Raw genomic sequence first — 18,911 nt, 5'->3', positions numbered from 1 at the left:
AGCCACTTTTGAGACATCGATTATTTTTTTATCGCCGCGTCTTAATGTAACGTTAAGGGCGGCCGCTTCCGACAGCCGCGCGTCCTTCCTCCGACCGCCCCTTCCCCGCCGATGGCTCTCAGCTTCAAACAAATCGAAGTGTTCCGTGCCGTCATCTCGACCGGATCGATCAGCGCCGCATCAAAATTACTGTGCGTCTCGCAACCGGCCGTGAGCCGTTTGCTCTCTTACACGGAGCAACGGCTCGGTTTCGATCTGTTCGAGCGGATCCGCGGGCGCCTTTACCCAACGCCGGAAGCGCACACCTTATTCGCGGAAATCGAACGCGCCTACGCCGGGATTCAACGCGTCAACGAGGTCGCGGCGGAACTCGCCTCACGGCCGGCGGGGCATGTCCGGATCGCTTGCGGGGCCAGCGTCGGACAATTCCTGGTGCCGAAGGCAATTGCCCGCTTTCGGGCCCACACCCCGGACGTCAAGGTGACGTTCCGTCAGATGACACGCAATGAGCTTACGCAAGCCTTGCTGGCAAAGGAAACCGATCTGGCGCTGCAGATCACCGGCGAAGACCACCCGAACCTGAGCTACGAGGCCGTCGGCGAGGCACGGTTGGTATGCATCTGCCCGTCCGATCATCCGCTGACGCGCCGCGGCATGTTGACGCTGGCCGATCTGCAGCCGCACCCGCTGATCGCGTATTCCGCCCATATGCCGCTGGGCCGGCTGATCGGCGAGCGCTACCGGGAAGCGGGCGTGCCGCTGGATGTCGCGATCGACGTCGCATCGCCCCAGCATGCTTGTTCGATGGTGCAGGCGGGCGTCGGCATCGCGCTGGTGGATGAGTTTTCGATACACAGCCGGAGCGCCGGCGAGTTCGCCGTCCGGCCGTTGATGGATGCGCCCTCTTTCGTCGCGCGCCTCGTGCACCTGCGCAGCGATCCGCTCTCGCGTGCCGCAACGGCGTTCGCGCAGGTCCTGCGCGAAACGCTGAACGACTGCGGCTTGGGCGTCAAAACCGTTCCCCCCGCCGACGCAGCAGCCAAACCACGCACAACCCTTAATAAAACGTTAAAGCCTGCTCAAGAAAAAGCATACGACGACAAAAATGCGGGCTCCTAGAATCCAACCAAAGGGCTTGCCTGTGGGCGGCGCCATGCGCGTCGCCGAGCGGGGTCGGCAGCCTGATCCACCTTACCGGGAGTCTTGATGAAACGCCGAGCTTTTCTGTTGAAAACCGCCGGAAGCGCCGCGTCCGCGGCGGCCGCGATGTCGTTGCCGGAATTCATTTTCCCCGGGTTGGCCGGCAGTGCGATGGCCGCGACACCGTCGAAGCTGCCGGTACTGCGCTACGTCCCCGAAGCGGATCTTGCAAGCCTCGACCCGATCTGGAGCACGGCCTACATCACGCAGATGTACGCGGAACTGGTTTTCGACACGCTCTTCGGTTTCGACGAGCACTACAACGTCAAACCGCAAATGCTGGCGGATGCGAAAACCAGCGCCGACGGCAAGACCTGGACGCTGACCTTGCGCAAGGGCCTGACCTTCCACGACGGCTCGGCGGTGACCAGCGCCGATTGCGCCGCCAGTATCCGCCGCTGGGGCACGCGTGACTCGCTGGGCCAGGAATTGCTGAAGCGCACCGCCGAGATCGTCACGACCGATCCGCAAGTCTTGGTATTCAAGTTGAACAAGCCGTTTTCGCTGTTGCCAAACGCGTTGGGCAAGCTCGCCTCCAGCATGTGCGCCATCATGCCCGCACGCTTGGCAAAAACAGATTCGCATACGCAGATCACCGAGGTCGTCGGCAGCGGTCCCTATCGCTTTCCGAAAGACAAATGGGTGTCGGGCGCGACCGCCGTGTTCGAGCGCTTCGATGCCTATGTGCCGAATCCGGCCGCGAGTTCGTTCACATCGGGCGCAAAGAACGCGCAATTGAGCGAAGTGATCTGGAAGACGATTCCCGACGCGGCAACCTCCACGGCTGCCTTGCAGGCCGGCGAAATCGACGCCATCGAAATCGTCAGCTCGGACTTTCTGCCGGTGTTGGCCGCGGACCCGAATCTGCAACTGGTCAAACTGAAAGTGCCGTCGATTCCGATCATGCGCTTCAACGCGCTGTATCCGCCCTTCGACAATCCGGCCATCCGCCGCGCGATCCTCAGCGTCATCGATCAGAAGGAATTCATGTCGGCGCTGATGGGCGAGGACAACAAGGCGTATTGGGACACCGGCGTCGGCGTATTCAGCCCGGGCTCGCCGATGGCCACATCGGCTGGCCTCGACGTGATGAAAGGCCCCTCGCCTGCCAATCTCGCAAAAGCGAAACAGGCAATCAAGGATGCCGGCTACAAGGGCGAAAAAGTTGTGCTGCTCGATCCGGCCGACTATGCGCCCAGCCATATGCCGGCAATGGTGGCCGCCGACCTGCTGAAAAAGCTCGGGATGAATGTCGACGTGCAGACGATGGACTGGGGGACGTTGATGCAACGCCGCGCCAATCAGAATCCACCCGCGAACGGCGGCTGGAACCTGCATTTCACCACCATCAACGGTATGAACAACTTCGATCCGGCCAGCCATCTCGCCTTGCGCGGCAACGGCAAGAGCGGTTGGTTCGGCTGGCCGACGAGCGAGAAGCTGGAAACGCTGCGTAGCGCATGGTTCGACGCGCCGGACGACGCAGCACGCAAAAAGGTCTGCGAACAGTTGCAGTTGCAGGTATGGCAGGATGTGCCCTACATCCCGCTTGGCGCGATCTACAACGCATCGGCCTTCCGCAAGGGGTGGACCGGCGTCTCGCAGCAGATGCCGCTGTTCTTCAATCTGCACAAAGCCTGAGCCCCGCAGCACGACCGCCTGCGCGCACGCCGCGCGCGGGCAACGCCCCCCATCGATGTACGACATCAACGCTGGAGATAGCGATGTCCGATCCCCTTTCCGGCGCCGCCGGTCCCCGCATCGCTTTGCTGGGCTTCTCGATCGAATGCAATCATTTCGCGCCGGTGGCCGGTCGCTCGCAGTTCCGCTGCCTGCTCTCGGGCGACGATATCGTCACCGATGCGCGTAGCGATTCGCCGCTGGCCTTGGGCGAAATGCCGGGCTTCGTAAGCGATATGGATAGTGCCGGAGCCTGGCAGCCTCGCCCCATTTTCCTGGCGATGGCCGAACCCAATGGCGTCGTCGAATATGCCTTCTTTCAGGAACTCTGCGAGATCTGGCGCAGCAGTTTGCGCGCGTTGCGCGGTCAGGTCGACGGCGTGTACTGCGTGATGCACGGTGCCGGTATCACGACCGTGGATCTCGACCCGGAAGGCACGATCCAACGGATGGTGCGCGAGGAACTGGGCGCGGACATCCCGCTCGTCTGCTCGTATGACCTGCACGCAAACGTCTCCGACGATATGGTCCGTTGCTGCGACGCCTTTGTCGGCTATCGCACGAATCCCCATCTGGATATGCGCGAACGCGGCGCCGAATCAGCCCAATTGCTGCGCCGCTTGCTGGCGGGCGAGAAGACGGTATTGGCCTCGCGTCGTTTGCCGATCATCGGTCCTTCCGTGACCTTGCTGACCGCCCAGGGTCCCTATGCCGAGGTGATCGATCTGGGACAACGACGTCAGGCGGAGATCGGCCCGGCGATCTGGAATGTCTCGGTGATGTCGGGCTTTTCGCAAGGCGACGTACCGTATCAAGGCATGCATGTCGTCGTCACCGGCGACGACAAACACAAGGTCGATGCCCTGGCCGATGAATTGGCCGAAGCGGCATGGGCCAGGCGCGACCGCTTTGTCGCAACGCTGACCTCGCTGGATGAATCGGTCCGTCTCGCCCGGGAGAGTCCCGTTCCCCTGGTTTTTGCCGACGTCGCCGATAATCCGGGCGGCGGTGGCAGCGGCAAGACGATGTGGATCCTGCGCGCCTTCCTCGACGCGAAACTGGACAATGTCATCGTCGGCATCATTAATGACCCTGCGCTCGCCGCCGATGCCCATGCGGCAGGCGTGGGCGCGACGATCACCGCCCATTTCAATCGTCCGGTGGAAGGAGAAGCGCCGCACGCTTTCGTCGAACCGCTGGTCGCCGAAGCCACCGTGCTCGCGCTGTCCAATGGTGCCGTGACAGGGCGGCGCGGCATCTTTAAAAACACGCGCATCCGCTTGGGGAAAACGGCGGCACTGCAAATCGCCGGCATTACCGTTGTGATCATCAGCAATCGCACCCAATGCGCGGACCCGATGTTCCTCGAGCATCTGGGTCTCGATATTGGCAAGGCACAAGCGGTGGTGCTTAAATCGCGCGGTCATTTCCGTGGCGGCTTCGACGAGTTTTTCAAGCACGAGCAAGTGATCGAAGTGGATGTACCGGGCTTGACCTCGCCCATCCTGACGCGCTTCGATTGGCGTCATCTTCCCCGCCCGGTCGTGCCGATCGATGCGGACGTCACCTGGTCACTGAACGGTTGAGCATCGGCGCAAGCGACAGGCTCGGCCCTCGGCCCTCGGCGCGCAGTGTTTAGCGTCGCGGGCCATGTCTCCACGGTCGGCCCGCTATAATGCGGCTCCTGCTCCCGCCCTATCCAAGCGCACGCCATGTCGACCACGCCGATCACTTGCGAGACGCCCGCGGCGTTGCGCACCCATCTCAGTCAGGGCTATCGCCACTTCGTCAAACTCGCTTTTGCCGAAGGGGATCTCTCGAATCTCGATTTGAGCGGCTGCCGCTTCAAGGATGCGGATTTGCGTGCGTGCGAATTGAGCGAATTGTCCCTGCAGCAGGCAAAGCTGTTCGAAGGCGCAATCATCTCGCATGAACAAGCCGCGCAGATCATGACCGCGTTCGGCTTTGTCGTGGCGTGAAGCCGCGCTTCGCTTAATGTGATCGCGACGATAGCTGCGTTGCCAGTTTATTGTGCCGTGTCACCACGCGATCCAAATCGATTGTCGTGATCCGTCCGTCCCGTACGACCACCTTGCCATCGATGACACTAGTGGAAACTGTCGACGGCGCGCAGAATAATAACGCTGCAACGGGATCGTGCAAGGCGCCCGCGAAATGCAGATGACGCAGGTCGAATGAGATGAAGTCGGCCGCCATCCCCGGTGCAAGCACGCCGATATCGTCGCGATTCAAGACCTTTGCGCCACCGAGCGTCGCCAGTTCGAGTGCCTCTCGTGCGCTCAAGGCATCGGCCCCGAAGGCGACACGCTGCAGCAACAGCGCTTGACGCGCCTCGCTTACCATTTGCGCGCCGTCGTTCGAAGCCGAGCCATCCACGCCCAGCCCGATCGGCACACCGGCATGCCGCATTGCCTTGAGCGGTGCGATACCGGATCCTAAGCGCATATTCGAGCACGGACAGTGGGCCACGCCGGTACCGGTACGCGCGAACAAGGCGATCCCGGCCGCATCGAGCTGCACACAATGGGCATGCCACACATCAGGGCCGACCCAGCCGAGATCTTCCGCGTATTCGGCCGGCGTCATGCCGAACTTCTCCCGGCTATACAACACATCGTTGCTGTTTTCCGCGAGGTGCGTGTGCATCGATACGCCGTAGTGACGCGCCAGCGCCGCGGCATCCCGCATCAGTTCGCGACTGACGGAGAAAGGCGAACACGGCGCCACGACCACGCGCAACATCGCGTACCGGCTTGCGTCGTGATACGTCTCGATCAGCCGCTGCGTGTCTTCCAAAATGAAGCGTTCGCTTTCCACCAATGCGTCGGGCGGCAATCCCCCGTCTTTTTGCCCGACGCTCATGCTTCCGCGTGACGCGTGAAAACGCATGCCGATCTGCTGCGCCGAAGCAATACTGTCATCCAGGCGGCTGCCGTTTGGAAAGAGATAAAGATGATCGCTCGATGTCGTGCATCCCGACAGGATCAGTTCCGCCATCGCCGTCAGCGTCGACACTTCGATCATCTCGGGCGTCAGGTTCGCCCATATCTTGTAAAGACTGCCGAGCCAGCCGAACAACTCGGCGTCCTGCGCAGCGGGAATCGCACGCGTCAGGCTTTGATACATATGGTGATGCGTATTGATCATTCCCGGCATGAGCAGATGACCGGACAGATCGAGGACCTCGTCGGCGTGCTGCGGCAGATCGGCGCTCGGTCCCACTTGGACAATGCGATTGCCTTCGATGAACAACCCGCCGTCGGCGATTTCACGCCGCGATGCGTCCATCGTGACGACAACGTGGGCGTTCTTGACGAGTAACGTACGGGGCGAGCGGGTCATGTGCGTATCCTGGGTAAATATTGGGAAACGCGAAGCACGCATTAGACCGTCTCGTGCATCGCATCCTCTACCCGGTTACCCAACGCTGCGCGCCGTCTTCGGGGTGCCTATCGTGCGCCTCGAACGCGCATGCCTGCATTATCCGCACGCAATATGCCCGCGCCATACGGCCGCCGCGATAATCCCCTTCCTCGCGAGCGTATAGTCCGATGTTTCCACCGAAAAAGGCCGATGCCGCAAAGGCGCGGTTTCGCTTTATTCGCGGTGAAGAAACGCGCGCAACAGCGCGTTGAATGCCGCCGGAAACTCCATCGGCGGAAAATGCCCACACTCGGGCATCACATGAAGGGCCGCATCGGGCGCGCACTCGACAATGCGCTGTCCCGCAGCCGGTGATGCACTTGCATCATCTTGCCCGGCAACAACCAACACGGGGCATTGCACCGTTTCGAGCTGTTGCGCCACGTCGAGCGAGGCGACCATCGCCCACATCTCGGCATGAAAGGCATTGTCCTGACGCAAAAGTATTTTCGTCAAACGGTCGATCAGGTCGGGGCGCACCGCGCGAAAAGCATCAGGGAACCACCGCGCCACGTGCAAAGGTGCGAGCGCCGCCATGCCGTGGTCGCGCGCATAGTGTGCTCGCTCACGCAAGTTCTGACGGACCGGATCGGGAAAGGTGCAGGACGTCGCGACCAAGGTCAGCGATCGCACCCGCTCCGGCGCCCGTACCGCAAGCGTCTGCGCAATCATCCCGCCCACGGACAATCCCACGACATCGACGGCAGCGATGTCCAATCCATTCAAGAACTGCACCAGACTGTCTGAAAATGCCGCAAAACGCGGTGCGTCGTCAGTTTGCGGGGTCCGTCCATGTCCAGGCAGATCGACGGCAATGACATCGTGATCTGCGCCGAATGCCGCGATCTGCGACTCCCACACCGACAGATCCAGCCCCAGCGCATGGAGGAAAAGAAGCGGTGTTCCGCCGCGCGGCCCGGTACGGATGTAATGGAGCGCCACGCGCGATTCGACGTCGTTGGTCGTCATGTCTCTTTCCCATAAAACGGCCGCCCCACCTGAAAGATAGGGCAAAAATCACACCGGAGATATTTACGCTACAGTTTGTAGCGTAATATACGACGTAACGCCCTGCCTGGCAATGTGCGTCATGGCGCGTCCATCGTGATAGGCTCGCGATTCGTCGATCTCACGGGCGATGATTTGCTCGATTACCAATCCAGGGAATGAAAAACGAAACACTGTCCGATGCCACACCGCCTTCGCGCGTACGGGGCGTCGGGCGTCCGCGTGACGTGGCCGTGCATCGCGCTATTCTGGACGCCGCGTATGCGATTCTGGTGGAAGACGGATTAAGCCGATTTTCGATCGATGCCGTTGCGGCAAAGGCCGGTGTTGCGCGAACGACGGTCTACCGTCGCTGGCCGGATAAAATGAAGTTGATGCACGAGAGCTTCCTGAGCGCCTTTGCGCCCACGTTGACTTATGCGGACACCGACGCACCGGCGGATGATTTCCGCGCCTTGGTCCTGTCCCTCGCACGCACGTTGAGCGGGCCCAATGGCCGCATCGCGGCATCGGTCGTTGCACTGGCGCAAAGCGATCCACAAACGCAGCAGATGTTTCTGGACGACTTCTCCAAGCCGCTCAGGAAGCGCAGCACCCTCGTGCTGCAAGCCGGCATCGACAAACAGGAATTTCGAGAGGACCTGAATATTGCGCGTGTCCTCGATGCGTTCGTCGGCGCCATTTATCTACGCCTCTTGCTGGGCCAGCCAACCGGGCCGCAGTGGGCGAATCAACTGGTGGATACGCTGATCGAGGGATCTCGCCGGCACGGCCCGCGGTAGCGATACCGCAGACCATGTTGCATTGTCTGCAGTCGCGGCACCTTATGCCATCTGTGACACCGCCAGTGCAAGGCGCTTGACGCCTTCGCCGATCTGTTCGACCGACGGCATCGCGAACGACAGACGAACGGTGCTACGGTCCGCTTTATCGGAATAAAAGGCGGAGCCCGGTACGAACATCACGCCCTGCTCGATCGCCGCCTTCAGCACCTCGGCCGCGTCGACGCCCGATGCGACGCGTCCCCACAGGAACATCCCGCCCTGCGGCGTCGAAAACGTTAGTTGCTCGCCCAATGCCGCTTGCAAGCCGGACGCCAGTGCATCGCATTTGGCCCGATAGGCGGCGATGATGCGCGGAAGATGAGCGGCACACGCATCGTCCTCCAAATAAGCGGTCGCGACGGCCTGCGGCCAGCCGGGCCCGCAAAGATCGACCGTCTGTCGCGCAATGGAACAGCGACGCATGATTTCCGTCGGTGCCAGCATCCAGCCGATGCGCATGCCGGGCGCGACGATCTTGGAAAGACTCGAGAAATGCACGATCCAATCACGCGATCCAGGCACCTCTTCGGACAGCGCCAGTAAAGACGGCACGGCGTCGCCCGAAAAGCGCAGCTCGCTATACGGGTCGTCCTCGATCAACAGCAGGCGATGTTTGACCGCCAACTCAAGCAAGGCAATGCGTCGCGCACGCGACATCGTCAAACCGGTGGGATTCGAAAATGTCGGCACCGTGTAGAGCGCTTTCGGTTCGGGCAACGTGCGATCCCACTGTGCCAATCGCGCGGACAAGGCATCGATATCGAGACCATCGTCGTCGACGGCCAGCGACACGACGCGTGCCTGCGCCAAGCGGATGGCCTGCAGCGTCGCCGGATAGGCCGGCTCCTCGACGAGAATGACGTCGCCGGGCTCGACCATGACACGAAGCAACAAGTCTAAACCCTGCTGCGATCCAGACGTGACCATGATGCCGCTTTCGTCACACTGCACACCGCGCGCGCGCATCACCGATGCGAGCGCCGCACGCAGCATCGGCAATCCGTCGGTCGGGCCATATTGCAGGCACGCCGACTTGTTTTTCCACGCTTTTTCCTGCGCGCGTTGCAGACCGTCGCCATCGAAGAGGGCCGGATCCGGCATGCCGCCCGCGAACGAGATCATCCCGGGACGACTTAGGTAGGGAAACAGTTCGCGTATCGGCGACCCAACCGGGTGTCGGAACGGCGCCGCAAAAAAGGACGCGTCGAGGGCGGGTCCGGCGGCCAGGCCGGAAGTGTCGGATTGCGTGGCGCTCATGTCATCTCAAAAAGTGAAGAAAACACTGGCAAACCTGCCAGTGAAGCTCAGGCACACGGTGCCTCGTGCTCCTTGTCGAAAGACCCACCATGCGATGACCGCAAGATGCCGACATCACGACATCACGACATCGCATGGATGGGACGACGTTCAACCGCCGTCGAAATCGAAGCGGATTCCTTGTGCGAGCGGCAATTGCGTCGAGTAGTTGACGGTGTTCGTCGCGCGGCGCATATAGCCCTTCCACGAATCCGAACCGGATTCGCGGCCGCCGCCCGTTTCCTTCTCGCCGCCGAACGCGCCGCCGATCTCCGCCCCGCTCGGACCGATATTCACGTTCGAAATGCCGCAATCGCTGCCGGCGGCGCTGGTGAATCGCTCGGCTTCGCGCAGATCGTTCGTGAAAACGCACGATGACAAGCCATGCGCGGCCGCGTTGTTCGCCGCGATCGCATCGTCGAACTGGCTGTAGCGCATCACATATAAAATCGGCGCGAAGGTTTCCCGCAAAACCACCTGCGTTTGCGATGGCATCTCGACCAATGCCGGCTGTACATAGAACGCCTGATCGCTGCCCGCATCGCCCTCGGGCCTGACGCGTTCGCCACCAGTGATGCGCCCGCCCTGCGCGCGGGCCTCTTCCAGCGCGCGTTGCATGGCATCGTAGGCATCTCGATCGATCAAGGGGCCCATCAGAACGCCCGCCGCCAAGGGATCGCCGATCGGCACCTTCGCGTACCACGTCTTGAGCCGCGAGACGGTTTCGTCGTAGATGCTGTCATGTACAAAAAGACGCCGCAACGACGTGCAGCGCTGTCCGGCGGTGCCGACGGCCGCGAACAGAATGCCGCGCAGCGCGAGTTCCCGATCCGCCGACGGCGTCACGATGCCGGCGTTATTGCCGCCAAGCTCCAGAATGGCGCGGCCAAAGCGGCGCGCCACGTCCGCGCCCACGGCGCGCCCCATCGCCGTGCTGCCCGTCGCACTGACGATGGCGGCGCGCGCATCGTTGACCAGGTGCGCGCCGATGTCGCGGCCGCCGATCACCGTTTGCACGAGACCGGGCGGCGCGTCACCGAAAGCGTTCAGCACATCGCGCATCAAGGCATCCACCGCCAGCGCGGTCAGCGGCGTCTTCTCCGACGGTTTCCATACGACGCTGTTGCCACAGACGAGTGCCAGCGCCGCATTCCATGACCACACCGCCACCGGAAAATTGAACGCCGAAATCACCACGCACGGTCCCATCGGATGCCAGTTTTCGGCCATGCGATGACCGGGCCGCTCCGACGCGATCGTCAGCCCATACAACTGGCGTGACAGCCCGACGGCGAAGTCGCAGATGTCGATCATCTCCTGCACTTCGCCCAGCCCTTCCTGGAGGATCTTGCCGGCTTCCATCGACACCAAGGTGCCCAAGGCCTGCTTCTTCGCACGCAGCGTCTCACCGAGCAGACGCACCAGTTCGCCGCGCCGCGGCGCCGGCACATCGCGCCAGCTGAGAAATGCCGATTGCGCGCGTGCCATCACCGCCGGCGCCTCATCGGCCGCATGCAACGGCGCGACGCCGAGCCGCCGCCCGTCGATCGGGGAATGTACCGCCAGCCCCGCCGTTGACGGCGTGCCGTCGCCGGCCGCGGCGTGCGCGCCCAGATGCGCCAACCCTAGATCAGCCAGAATGGCATCGACGTTCATTTTTTCTCCTGGTTGCACAGACCGCCCGCTTACATCACCGCGCCGGCCGTCATCTTGAAAATGCCCTGGGCGTTGCCTGCATCAAAGCGCAGATCCAGACGCCAACGCCCGGTCTCTTTGTCGAACTCGTGCTTGCGCGTGATGAACTCATAGAACGAGCCCGGCACCGTGCGCGTAATCTCCCGGCCATCGCGATCGATAAAAGGCCGCTCGACCGGGTCCGCGCGGTAGGCCGTCTGGAAGACCCGGCCGGAACGCGAGCACTCGACATCCGGCTTCATCGGCAAACCGAGCGATTTTTCGGCATCGGCGAGCGCGAACACATCGGTCACGCGATCGGTGGCGTGATTGAAGGCATTGCCTTCGGTGGCGATCCAGGCCATTTCCGCCGACTCCTTCAGCACCGCCTCGTAATCCCGCTCGCGGGGCACCGCATGCTGCCGGGCAAACGCGCCGACGATCACCGGCAACAGTTCCTGCGCATAGGCCAACGGCAGGCTGCCGTCACGGTGCAAATCCCACAGCAGGGCAACGGCGTTCGGCGTCAAGGGATCGACCGACGTGGACACGATCTGCGTCACCGCTTCCTGGAACGCCGGCGAAAACCGCTCCGGATGCAGCTCGCTGACAAAGAACTGCGCGATGTCTTCCGGCGCGTCACGATGCGCATAGGCCCGCCCGGTCATCCCGAGTTTGTCCAATGGATACCGGTTGCGCATCTCGAACCCCAAGGGGATCAGAATGCGCGCGAACGCCGCTTCGCCGGGCGGCAAAGCGCCGTTCTGCGCCCAACGGACCGTGCGCAGCGCGCCGTGATCGAAACACACCGCCGACGGCTCCCGCGCCGCAGCCGATACGGACGACATGTCGTCCCGCGCGTGTTCGGCCGCTCCCGGCGCACGCCGGCGCTCACGTACGGCAGCCAACGCCCGCGCGGTATACCGCCGGCCGTTTGCGGAGCGCGCGATCAGGCCATCGAACAGCGCCATATTCATGGCCTGCGCCAGTTCCGTGCGGCTGACCACGCCCGGTTCGCAGTGCGACAGCGCCGCCGGCATATTCAACGTATCGAACAAGGCGGTCGTCTTTTCCGAACCCAGCAAGGACTGCAGCAGCCCGTCGATATTGGCATTGCGTTTCATGTTCTCCTCCTTTTCTTTCCTACCCATGTGAACTGATTATTGGCCTCTACGGCGCCGACGTAAAGCACGATAAAATCGGCAGGTAATGCGTTTTTGGAATCAACTTCATGACGATGCGCCGCCGCAGACTACCGAATATGGGGGCATTGATCGCGTTCGATGCCGCTGCCCGCTACGAACATTTCACCGCGGCTGCCCGCGCCTTGTCGCTGACGGAGAGTGCCGTGTCGCGCCAGGTCAGTGCCCTGGAAAGTCAGCTGGGCGTGCGTCTGTTCGTCCGCGCGAAACAGCGCGTGATCCTGACGCGCGCGGGGGCCTTGTATAGCGCGCAGGTGCGGCGCACGCTCGATGCGCTGGAGCGCGACACGCTGGCCATCATTGCCCACGGCAGCGGTGCCGGTGCATTGGAACTGGCGGTCCTGCCGACCTTCGCCTCGCAATGGTTGCTTCCGCGGATGCACGATTTAAGCGCCCGACATCCCTCTCTACAGGTCAATCTTGGCGTGCAGACGGAGATGTTCGCGTTTGGCGAGACGCATTTCGAGGCCGCGATTCACTACGGACCGCCGAATTGGCCCGGCACGATGGCGGACCGTTTGTTCGGTGAAGAGGTGGTGCCGGTGTGCGCGCCGGCCTTATTGGCGACGCTGGGAGACCTTCCGACGCATCCGGCAGCGCTGCTCGACTTGCCGCTGCTGCACTCCACCACGCGTCCCGACGCTTGGCAGAACTGGCTGCTGCAATGCGGCGTAGACGATCCGCGCGCGATGCGCGGCGCGCGCTACGAACTGTTCACGATGTTGATCAGCGGCGCGCGCGCGGGGCTAGGCGTGGCGTTAGTGCCGCGCTTCTTTCTCGACGGACTGTGGGGCGATCCTGGCCTGGCGATGCCCTTTGCCGATTGGCCGAGCAGGCAGGCCGCGCAACGGCGGGGGGCGAGGAAGAAGTCAGGAGATAAGGGAGACGGCGCGGCGTTGGACGGCGATAACGGCACGCGCCATCGCGACGCCGATGCCGCCTACTACCTCGTTTATCCCACCGAGGCGCGCCACAACCCGCCGCTACAGATGTTCCGGGAATGGCTGCTCGGTCAGGCGCGCGCCTACGTGGGTGACGGCGCGGGTGACCCGCGCAACCCGACGCCAGACGATCAAAGCGCGGCGATGACACCCTCGACGTCGATCGGCTTGACCAACAATTGATCGAAGCCCGCAGCGTGCGCTTGGCGGCGGCTGCCGTCGTCGCCATAGCCGGACAAACCGATCAGTTTCAACTGATCGGCGTTGAATTGGGTCCGAAGTCGCCGCGCGACCTCGAATCCGTCCATGCCCGGCATGCTGATGTCCAGGATGACCGCATCAGGCAACCGTTCGGCCACCGCCGCGAGCGCCGCCGGTCCATCGTGGACGACGCGGGCCGTATAGCCGTGAATTTCCAGCAACATCGCGAGGCTTTCAGCCGAATCGATATTGTCGTCAACGACCAGTAGATCTTTTTGTTCTTGCATACGTGCCTACGCTCCTGTCCCTCGCGCTGCTATTGAACAGGTTCGGCGTGGCACGCCGGAGCCGTCAGGCCTACGCGAAGCGAAACGATTGCGCCACCTCACCGACAGATCGCGCAACCGATTTTAACGAAGCATTATACTCGGATGCCCTAGCCCCGATGTAATTCGTGAGACCGGCGTTCTTTAAAAGAAACCGAGCGGCGACGTACCGTAACTGACCAGCAGATTTTTCGTCTGTTGATAATGTTCCAGCATCATCTTGTGGTTCTCGCGACCAATGCCGGATTGCTTGTACCCACCGAACGCCGCATGCGCGGGATAGGCGTGATAGCAGTTCGTCCAGACGCGCCCGGCTTGAATGGCGCGCCCCATCCGATAGGCTCGATGGACATCGCGTGTCCATAGCCCCGCTCCGAGACCATAGGCACTGTCGTTCGCGATCGCCAGCGCTTCATCTTCATCCTTGAACGTCGTTACCGACAACACCGGCCCGAAGATCTCCTCCTGGAAGATGCGCATCTTGTTGTCGCCGCGGAAAATCGTCGGCTGCATGTAATACCCGTTCGCCAGTTCTCCGTCGAGTCGCGCGCGAACTCCGCCGGTGAGGCAGGTCGCACCTTCCCCTCGACCGATCTCGATGTAGGACAGGATCTTGTCCAGCTGCTCCTGCGATGCTTGCGCGCCGATCATCGTCTTGTCGTCCAACGGATGCCCCTGGCGGATTTTCTCCACGCGCGCCACCGCACGTTCAATAAATCGCTCATAGACGCTTTCTTGAACTAAAGCGCGCGACGGGCAGGTACATACTTCGCCCTGGTTCAGCGCAAACATCGCAAAGCCTTCCAGCGCCTTGTCGAAGAATGCATCGTCATGGGCCATCACATCGTCGAAGAAAATATTCGGGCTCTTGCCACCCAATTCGAGCGTTACCGGAATCAGATTCTGACTCGCATATTGCATGATCAGGCGTCCGGTGGAGGTCTCCCCGGTGAACGCGATCTTTGCAATGCGCTTGCTGGATGCCAACGGTTGCCCTGCCTCCGTGCCGAATCCGTTGACGATGTTCAATACGCCGGGCGGCAGCAGATCGGCGATAAGTTCGGCCAGCACGAGAATCGACGCCGGCGTCTGCTCGGCCGGCTTCAGCACGACGCAATTACCGGCCGCCAAGGCCGGCGCCACTTTCCACGCCGCCATCAGGATCGGAAAATTCCACGGGATGATCTGCCCGACAACGCCGAGAGGTTCGTGAAAATGATAGGCGATCGTGTCGCGATCGATCTCACTGATCGCGCCCTCCTGCGAGCGCAGACAGCCGGCGAAATAGCGAAAGTGATCGATGGCGAGCGGAATGTCCGCGGCCCGCGTTTCGCGGATCGGCTTGCCGTTGTCGATCGATTCGGCAAAGGCGAGTTGCGGCAGATGGAGCGCCATGCGATCGGCAATGCGCAACAAGACCGCCGCACGATCCGCCGCCGACTGCCGCCCCCACGCATCCTTTGCCCGATGCGCGGCATCGAGGGCCAATTCGATATCCGCGGCGCCCGATCGCGGCACCGACGTAAATACTTGCCCGGTGATCGGCGAAACATTGTCGAAATAGACACCATCGACCGGAGGCACCCAGGCGCCACCGATGAAATTTTCATACTGCGGCTTGAACGGGAAGGGAACACCGAGGAATTGCATGTCAGCATGGTTCATTGCCGTCTCCGTTATCGTTGAAGTCGTTGCACTGGTGGATGGCGCGATCGGCGCGATCCATGCTGGTTATCAGGGTTACAGACCGCTTAGGCAATGCTGGTTTTCAGCATCGGGGGAACCCTGACCCGCGTGCAGCGGACCGGGACAGCGGGACGCCACGCGAAACGCGTCGTTCCTCAGCGATCCTTTGCGCGCGGCCAGGCGTAATGCATCGCCACTTCCGTCTCGTATCCCAGCTTTCGGAAGGCAGTCATCTTGTGTCCGCTGACGGTCTTGACACTGCGTTTCAATTTCGCGGCCGCCTTGGTCGGCGACAAACCTTGACGACAACATCGCAGGACATCGCATTCCTTCGCCGTCAATGCGGCACGCGGCGACGGCGCAGCCACGTCGGAGGGCGCCTGCCACGCGGCGCACTCTCTGCCGTCATAGGTCGCCCCGGTAACGTAGCGCTTGCCGGCCGCCACCGCATACAGGGCATCGATCGTATCCCGGACCGCTTGGCGCTTCGACAGGAAGCCGTGCGCGCCGGCGCTGAATACGGCGCGTGTCGTCACGATGTCGTCGAGCGCCGAACAGACCAGGATCCGTATGCTCTGGAAGCGCACGCGCAGGCGCTGGATCAATGCGATGCCATCAACGTCGTCATCGGACAATTGCAGATCGAGCAGCACGATATCGACGCCGCCACGCCGCAATACCGGCGTCAGCGATGCACTGTCGGCCAGGCTCGCGAGCACCGTCAGATCGGGATGTGCATCGATGATCGCGCCGTACGCTTCCCGGACCAGCGGATGGTCGTCCACCAGCACCACGCGCCATGCCCTCGCCTTCGCATTTCCCGGGTCCCCGTTCATCGTCACCTCGTCGCTGTGTTATCACATCTAATGCAATACGACGGATCGTCGTTGCCCGCTGCATTATCGCGAGCGCCTGTCGGTGATCCAAGCGATCGACAGAGAAACCAGAAAAGTCTGATCCTTCGTCGCAATCCCCGTGGTGGCGCGCCGCGTCGCCCTGCTTCAGTTGCCAATACAAATAAACTGGGTCGATCGTTGCCAATGAATCGTTGCCAATTAAACGGTCGTATCAAAGCCGAGGCCCGCCTGCATATCGCTGTCGACAGGCCCGCGAAAGCCTCTTGGATCGCGCGATGGTCGAGCTTATCGGTTGCGCTTTATAGGGTCTGACTGCTACTCTAATGGCCGTGACAAGCAGTGTTCCGCTGCGTGTCGACACAGATTACCGATGTCTTGCAGGACGGCCATGTGCTCGACGTGAGGATCGGTAACGACGCGCGGTGAAGCGGACGGTTATCGGCTGTTCGCTGCGGAAAGCACGTTGTTCGTCGTCTTCGTCGTCGCGCGCCTTCCATGCGATAGCGCGCCGTCGTGAAATCAGCGGTGCGCCTGAGACGCGCACGGGTTCCAAGCAGTGTGCGTAAGACGCGCGCTGTCACCCGACTTCCGTCGTGTCCCGCTCCCGATAGCGCCTTGCGTTGCGCCCAAGGAGTACCACTGCGTCATACAGTGAGATTGATCGTCCATGCCGGCGTGCATCGCTGCAATGCACCCCAGCCGGACATGCGCCGTGTGACATCGTATTTCGACGTATTTGTCGCCATACGATTGCGACGCCCCTTTTTTCGCCATCCGCGGGTTCCAGTCAACGCGGATGGCGCGACCCATCATTCGACCGGTTCCAGATTGGCGCACCTGTTGCGACGAACCGGCGAAACACGAAAATTCATGTCTTTTAGCGAACTCGGCTTATCCGAACCCATCCTGCGCGCCGTTGCCGATATGGGCTACACGACGCCCACGCCCATTCAGCTGCAAGCCATTCCGGCGGTACTCGAAGGCGGCGACCTGCTCGCCGGCGCACAGACGGGGACCGGCAAAACGGCCGGCTTCACGCTGCCCCTGCTCGAACGCCTGACGCGTCTGCCGGCCAAAGCCGGTAAGCCGGTCATTCGCGCGCTGGTCCTGGCTCCGACGCGTGAACTGGCGGCACAGGTCGAAGAAAGCGTTCGCAGCTATGGCAAGTACCTGAAGCTGAAATCGATGATGATGTTCGGCGGCGTCGGCATCAATCCCCAGATCGATCAATTGCGCCGGGGTGTCGATATCCTGGTGGCCACGCCCGGCCGTCTGCTGGACCATCTGTCGCAAGGCACCGTCGATCTGTCGCACGTTCAGATCCTGGTACTGGACGAAGCGGACCGGATGCTCGATATGGGCTTTATTCGCGATATCCGAAAGGTGCTGGCGGTCTTGCCGCCGAAGCGACAGAATCTGCTGTTCTCGGCGACGTTCTCCGATGAAATCAAGACGCTGGCAGCCGGATTGCTGGATGCACCGCGAACGATCGAGGTGGCCCGCCGGAACACGACGGCGCAAACGGTCGACCAACGCGTCTATCTGGTGGACCGCGAACGCAAGCGTGAATTGCTGACGAAGCTGATTCGCGATAATGCATGGTTCCAGGTGCTGGTTTTCACGCGCACGAAGCACGGCGCGAACCGTCTTGCCGAACAGTTGGACCGCGATGGCATCCGTGCGCTGGCGATCCACGGCAATAAGAGCCAGTCCGCACGTACCCGGGCCTTGTCCGAATTCAAGGATGGGACGCTGCAGGCGCTGGTCGCCACCGATATCGCCGCGCGCGGCATCGATATCGACCAATTGCCGCACGTCGTCAACTTCGATTTGCCGAATGTCGCGGAAGACTATGTGCACCGAATCGGCCGCACCGGCCGTGCCGGCGCCACGGGCGAAGCCTGGTCCCTGGTCTGCATCGACGAAAAGCAATTGCTGATCGATATCGAAAAGCTGATCAACCGCAGCCTGCCGAAAGAAATCCTGGAAGGCTTCGAACCCGATCCCACGATCAAACCCGAGCCGATCCAGAAGCGCGGCGCGGGCGGCGGCGGTCAACGCGGCGGCCCGCCGCAACGTGCCCGCGACGGCCAACGCAATGGCCAGCGCGACGGGCGTCGTGACGGCGGCCTGCCGGGCGCGCATGCCGGCACGCGTGACGAAGGCCGCGACGGTCAGGGTAATAACACCGGCGCGCGTGGCGCCCAAGACGGCCGCCGCCCGGCAGCGGATCGCGCCGACCGGCCGGCCCGCACGGAAAATCAGGCGCGCCACGGCGGCGCGCCGAAGCCGCAGAACGGTGCGGCAACACGCGGCCCCCGTCCGGCGGCGAATGGAAATAGCGGCCATGCCGGTGGAGCACCGCGGGCCCACGCCGACAACGCCGATCGCGGTCAGCCCCGCGCACCGCGTCAGGGTAATGGGGCGCTGGCCAATAGCGCCCCGCGCAATGCCGCGCTGCTATCGCGCGGCGCCCGAGGCGACCGCTCCTAAGCGGTGAACCGGTCACGGCCCTCTCGATAGAGGGCCGGCATGTCTCCCTGCAATGTCAACGCATGCGGGACGCGCATAA

At 62.3% G+C, this 18,911-nt stretch carries 15 protein-coding genes; 7 read left to right on the top strand and 8 right to left on the bottom strand.

The window, feature by feature from the left end; translation table 11 throughout:
- The first annotated feature begins 111 nt into the window (after positions 1-111).
- The 4 genes from ABEG21_RS04520 to ABEG21_RS04505 all read left to right on the top strand — a co-directional run bounded on the left by ABEG21_RS04520 (position 112) and on the right by ABEG21_RS04505 (position 4,859).
- A complete protein-coding gene (locus tag ABEG21_RS04520; protein WP_347556069.1) occupies positions 112-1,119 on the top strand; it encodes a LysR substrate-binding domain-containing protein in 1,008 nt (335 codons plus the stop codon).
- Positions 1,120-1,206: 87 nt separating this feature from the next.
- Positions 1,207-2,841: an ABC transporter substrate-binding protein gene (locus ABEG21_RS04515; RefSeq protein ID WP_347556068.1), complete on the top strand. Its 1,635-nt coding sequence runs from the start codon at positions 1,207-1,209 to the stop codon at positions 2,839-2,841.
- A gap of 83 nt (positions 2,842-2,924) precedes the next feature.
- Positions 2,925-4,466 (top strand): M81 family metallopeptidase, encoded by a 1,542-nt coding sequence (locus tag ABEG21_RS04510; protein WP_347556067.1) that lies wholly within the window; start codon positions 2,925-2,927, stop codon positions 4,464-4,466.
- A 126-nt stretch (positions 4,467-4,592) separates the two neighbouring features.
- Positions 4,593-4,859 carry a pentapeptide repeat-containing protein gene (locus ABEG21_RS04505; protein ID WP_347556066.1) on the top strand — a complete coding sequence of 89 codons (267 nt, stop codon included), beginning with the start codon at positions 4,593-4,595 and terminating at the stop codon, positions 4,857-4,859.
- A gap of 13 nt (positions 4,860-4,872) precedes the next feature.
- Here ABEG21_RS04505 and ABEG21_RS04500 read toward each other — a convergent pair whose 3' ends face one another.
- Complete coding sequence (locus ABEG21_RS04500) at positions 4,873-6,243, bottom strand: 8-oxoguanine deaminase (protein WP_347556065.1); 1,371 nt, start codon at positions 6,241-6,243, stop codon at positions 4,873-4,875.
- A gap of 255 nt (positions 6,244-6,498) precedes the next feature.
- Complete coding sequence (locus tag ABEG21_RS04495) at positions 6,499-7,293, bottom strand: alpha/beta fold hydrolase (protein WP_347556064.1); 795 nt, start codon at positions 7,291-7,293, stop codon at positions 6,499-6,501.
- 197 nt (positions 7,294-7,490) lie between these two features.
- On the opposite strand from ABEG21_RS04495, the gene ABEG21_RS04490 reads away from it, so the two are divergent.
- Positions 7,491-8,114 (top strand): TetR/AcrR family transcriptional regulator, encoded by a 624-nt coding sequence (locus ABEG21_RS04490; protein ID WP_347556063.1) that lies wholly within the window; start codon positions 7,491-7,493, stop codon positions 8,112-8,114.
- 42 nt (positions 8,115-8,156) lie between these two features.
- On the opposite strand, the gene ABEG21_RS04485 is transcribed toward ABEG21_RS04490, so the two are convergent.
- The 3 genes from ABEG21_RS04485 to ABEG21_RS04475 all read right to left on the bottom strand — a co-directional run bounded on the left by ABEG21_RS04485 (position 8,157) and on the right by ABEG21_RS04475 (position 12,250).
- A complete protein-coding gene (locus tag ABEG21_RS04485; RefSeq protein ID WP_347556062.1) occupies positions 8,157-9,413 on the bottom strand; it encodes a PLP-dependent aminotransferase family protein in 1,257 nt (418 codons plus the stop codon).
- Positions 9,414-9,563: 150 nt separating this feature from the next.
- A complete protein-coding gene (locus ABEG21_RS04480) occupies positions 9,564-11,108 on the bottom strand; it encodes an aldehyde dehydrogenase family protein (protein WP_347556061.1) in 1,545 nt (514 codons plus the stop codon).
- 29 nt (positions 11,109-11,137) lie between these two features.
- Positions 11,138-12,250 carry a DUF1338 domain-containing protein gene (locus tag ABEG21_RS04475; RefSeq protein WP_347556060.1) on the bottom strand — a complete coding sequence of 371 codons (1,113 nt, stop codon included), beginning with the start codon at positions 12,248-12,250 and terminating at the stop codon, positions 11,138-11,140.
- Positions 12,251-12,363: 113 nt separating this feature from the next.
- On the opposite strand from ABEG21_RS04475, the gene ABEG21_RS04470 reads away from it, so the two are divergent.
- Complete coding sequence (locus tag ABEG21_RS04470) at positions 12,364-13,452, top strand: LysR substrate-binding domain-containing protein (RefSeq protein ID WP_347556623.1); 1,089 nt, start codon at positions 12,364-12,366, stop codon at positions 13,450-13,452.
- Here ABEG21_RS04470 and ABEG21_RS04465 read toward each other — a convergent pair.
- The 3 genes from ABEG21_RS04465 to ABEG21_RS04455 all read right to left on the bottom strand — a co-directional run bounded on the left by ABEG21_RS04465 (position 13,401) and on the right by ABEG21_RS04455 (position 16,318).
- Positions 13,401-13,757: a response regulator gene (locus ABEG21_RS04465; protein WP_347556059.1), complete on the bottom strand. Its 357-nt coding sequence runs from the start codon at positions 13,755-13,757 to the stop codon at positions 13,401-13,403. The two genes, ABEG21_RS04470 and ABEG21_RS04465, sit on opposite strands and share 52 nt — an antisense overlap.
- Before the next feature lie 183 nt (positions 13,758-13,940).
- On the bottom strand, positions 13,941-15,461 hold the full coding sequence (adh, locus tag ABEG21_RS04460) for an aldehyde dehydrogenase (protein ID WP_347556058.1): 1,521 nt from the start codon (positions 15,459-15,461) through the stop codon (positions 13,941-13,943).
- A gap of 176 nt (positions 15,462-15,637) precedes the next feature.
- Positions 15,638-16,318, bottom strand: coding sequence for a response regulator transcription factor (locus ABEG21_RS04455; protein ID WP_347556057.1), 681 nt, complete (start codon positions 16,316-16,318; stop codon positions 15,638-15,640).
- An 891-nt stretch (positions 16,319-17,209) separates the two neighbouring features.
- Here ABEG21_RS04455 and ABEG21_RS04450 point away from each other — a divergent pair.
- Positions 17,210-18,832: a DEAD/DEAH box helicase gene (locus ABEG21_RS04450; RefSeq protein ID WP_347556056.1), complete on the top strand. Its 1,623-nt coding sequence runs from the start codon at positions 17,210-17,212 to the stop codon at positions 18,830-18,832.
- The last annotated feature ends 79 nt before the right edge of the window (positions 18,833-18,911 follow it).

Origin of the sequence: Robbsia sp. KACC 23696, assembly GCF_039852015.1 — a bacterium.
GTDB lineage: Bacteria > Pseudomonadota > Gammaproteobacteria > Burkholderiales > Burkholderiaceae > Robbsia.
This window is presented reverse-complemented; position numbering and strand designations above follow the sequence as displayed.

What these genes read in the sequence shown, in the direction of transcription:
- adh (WP_347556058.1), bottom strand. Translation starts at nt 15,461, where the DNA reads ATGAACCATGCTGACATGCAATTCCTCGGTGTTCCCTTCCCGTTCAAG.
- ABEG21_RS04470 (WP_347556623.1), top strand. Translation starts at nt 12,364, where the DNA reads ATGCGCCGCCGCAGACTACCGAATATGGGGGCATTGATCGCGTTCGAT.
- ABEG21_RS04465 (WP_347556059.1), bottom strand. Translation starts at nt 13,757, where the DNA reads ATGCAAGAACAAAAAGATCTACTGGTCGTTGACGACAATATCGATTCG.
- ABEG21_RS04510 (WP_347556067.1), top strand. Translation starts at nt 2,925, where the DNA reads ATGTCCGATCCCCTTTCCGGCGCCGCCGGTCCCCGCATCGCTTTGCTG.
- ABEG21_RS04475 (WP_347556060.1), bottom strand. Translation starts at nt 12,250, where the DNA reads ATGAAACGCAATGCCAATATCGACGGGCTGCTGCAGTCCTTGCTGGGT.
- ABEG21_RS04515 (WP_347556068.1), top strand. Translation starts at nt 1,207, where the DNA reads ATGAAACGCCGAGCTTTTCTGTTGAAAACCGCCGGAAGCGCCGCGTCC.
- ABEG21_RS04500 (WP_347556065.1), bottom strand. Translation starts at nt 6,243, where the DNA reads ATGACCCGCTCGCCCCGTACGTTACTCGTCAAGAACGCCCACGTTGTC.
- ABEG21_RS04450 (WP_347556056.1), top strand. Translation starts at nt 17,210, where the DNA reads ATGTCTTTTAGCGAACTCGGCTTATCCGAACCCATCCTGCGCGCCGTT.
- ABEG21_RS04495 (WP_347556064.1), bottom strand. Translation starts at nt 7,293, where the DNA reads ATGACGACCAACGACGTCGAATCGCGCGTGGCGCTCCATTACATCCGT.
- ABEG21_RS04505 (WP_347556066.1), top strand. Translation starts at nt 4,593, where the DNA reads ATGTCGACCACGCCGATCACTTGCGAGACGCCCGCGGCGTTGCGCACC.
- ABEG21_RS04490 (WP_347556063.1), top strand. Translation starts at nt 7,491, where the DNA reads ATGAAAAACGAAACACTGTCCGATGCCACACCGCCTTCGCGCGTACGG.
- ABEG21_RS04520 (WP_347556069.1), top strand. Translation starts at nt 112, where the DNA reads ATGGCTCTCAGCTTCAAACAAATCGAAGTGTTCCGTGCCGTCATCTCG.
- ABEG21_RS04455 (WP_347556057.1), bottom strand. Translation starts at nt 16,318, where the DNA reads ATGAACGGGGACCCGGGAAATGCGAAGGCGAGGGCATGGCGCGTGGTG.
- ABEG21_RS04480 (WP_347556061.1), bottom strand. Translation starts at nt 11,108, where the DNA reads ATGAACGTCGATGCCATTCTGGCTGATCTAGGGTTGGCGCATCTGGGC.
- ABEG21_RS04485 (WP_347556062.1), bottom strand. Translation starts at nt 9,413, where the DNA reads ATGAGCGCCACGCAATCCGACACTTCCGGCCTGGCCGCCGGACCCGCC.